2 protein-coding genes are annotated in these 1,849 nt (G+C 72.9%); both read left to right on the forward strand.

All coding sequences use genetic code 11. From position 1 onward, the window contains the following. Positions 1 to 88: 88 nt before the first annotated feature. Positions 89 to 1,378, forward strand: coding sequence for an ATP-binding protein (locus VGR37_11665; GenBank protein ID HEV2148051.1), 1,290 nt, complete (start codon positions 89 to 91; stop codon positions 1,376 to 1,378). A 255-nt stretch (positions 1,379 to 1,633) separates the two neighbouring features. Further along, positions 1,634 to 1,849: hypothetical protein (locus VGR37_11670; GenBank protein HEV2148052.1), on the forward strand; the 216-nt coding region annotated here is incomplete at its 3' end.

Genomic DNA, 1,849 nt, shown 5'->3' on the forward strand with positions numbered 1-1,849 from the left:
GGGTGCAGGTGGGCGCCCCCCTCGCCGGGCTTCGCGGCGTGCTGACCGGCACGCCGGAGCGGGTGAGCCACGACGAGCCCGCGCGCGAATGAACGGCGCGCCCGCCGCGGACGCCACCCGCGCCACGCCCGACGCGCCGCATCCCCCGGAGGGACGCGGCAGCCGCATTCTCCTGCTGCTGGACCAGCCCGAGAACCGGTCGCTGCTGGCCGGAGAACTGTCGCGCGACTACGTGATGGTGCCCGTGGAGGACGACGACGCGCTGGACGGGGAGTTCGACCTCTGCGTCGTGGACGGCCGCGCGCTGGACCGCCTGTGGGAGCGGGTGCAGCGCCGGAAGGCCACCGAGCACCCGGCCTTTCTTCCCGTGCTGCTGGTGACCTCGCGGCCGGGGGTAAAGATGATCACCCGCCACGTGTGGCGCAGCGTCGACGAACTGATCGTGGCCCCCATCGAGCGCCCCGAGCTGCGGGCGCGGGTAGAGATCCTGCTGCGCGCGCGGACGCTGTCGCTGGAGCTGCGCCGCCGCGCCGACGAGGCCAGCGCGCTTGCACAGCGGCTGGAGCAGCGCGCGGCCGAGATGCAGGCGCAGTCCGAGGCGCTGGAGCGGCGCACGCTCGAGCTGCAGGCCACCACGGAAAAGCTGGAGGAGCGCACCGGCGCGGCCGAAGAGGCCAACCGCGTGAAGAGCCAGTTCCTTGCGACCATGAGCCACGAGCTGCGCACCCCGCTGAACGCCATCGCCGGCTACGTGCAGCTCCTGGAGATGGGGCTCCCGGGACCGGTCAACGCGGAGCAGCTCCGCTACCTGGCGCGGATCGACCGCGCGCAGGGGGTGCTGCTGGGACTCATCGACGACGTGCTCAGCTACGCCCGCCTGGAGGCCGGGAGGATCGACTACCGCTCCGAGCCGGTGCCCCTGGCGCCGCTCCTGGAGCGCCTGGAGGAGCTGGTCGCGCCGCAGCTCGGGGAGCGCGGCCTGACCTGGAGCTGCAGCACGTGCGGCCCTGACCTCGCCGCGCGCGGCGACGCCGAGCGCATCCTGCAGATCCTGCTGAACCTGGCGAGCAACGCCGTGAAGTTCACCGACCCCGGCGGCGAGGTGCGGGTGAGCGCCGGGGCGGAGGGGAAGACGGTGCAAGTGCGCGTGGCGGACACCGGGTGGGGCATCCCCCCGGAGCGCCTGCGGGAGGTGTTCGACCCCTTCGTGCAGGTGGACCGCAGCCGCGGGGAGGAGAGCCAGAAGGGGGTGGGGCTGGGGCTGGCGATCTCGCGGGGGATGGCCCGCGCCATGGGCGGCAGCCTGGACGTGGAGAGCACCCCGGGGGTGGGGAGCACCTTCACGCTGACGCTCCCCCGCGCGGACGCAGAAGAGTAGCTCCCGCGGGCTCCGTCCCGGAGAGGACCCGCAGGCACACCCGGAAGCCGCGCCCCACCGTCCCCGGAGGACGATGGGGCGCTTCCGTTGTCCCGTTCCCAAATTATGTGGCGCGAAAAATGCTATCAACGAATGACACGATAGACGCTCCCTCGCACCTCGCCCCGGCCGGGTGCCGCGGGGCCCTCCCTCCTCCTGTACACCCCGGCAGGAGGGGGAGCCCATCCTGCCGGGGCCGGTCCGAGGAGAGCACGTATGAGGCTGAAAGTTTCCAACCTGTGTGCGCTGGCCGTGGTGGCGGGCGCGCTCGGAGGGTGCGCGGACGGACCGCTGGAAGGAGGCGGAGCCGACGCCACGTCGCGCCGCACCGTCTCCGATCCCGTCCTCGGGGTGGAGCTGAGCTACCCGGAGCGGTGGAGCGTGGTCCGCGACCCGTACCTCTTCGACACGTACGGGCTCACGCTGGTGGAG

The sequence above is a fragment of the Longimicrobiaceae bacterium genome (assembly GCA_035936415.1).
Taxonomy (GTDB): domain Bacteria; phylum Gemmatimonadota; class Gemmatimonadetes; order Longimicrobiales; family Longimicrobiaceae; genus JAFAYN01.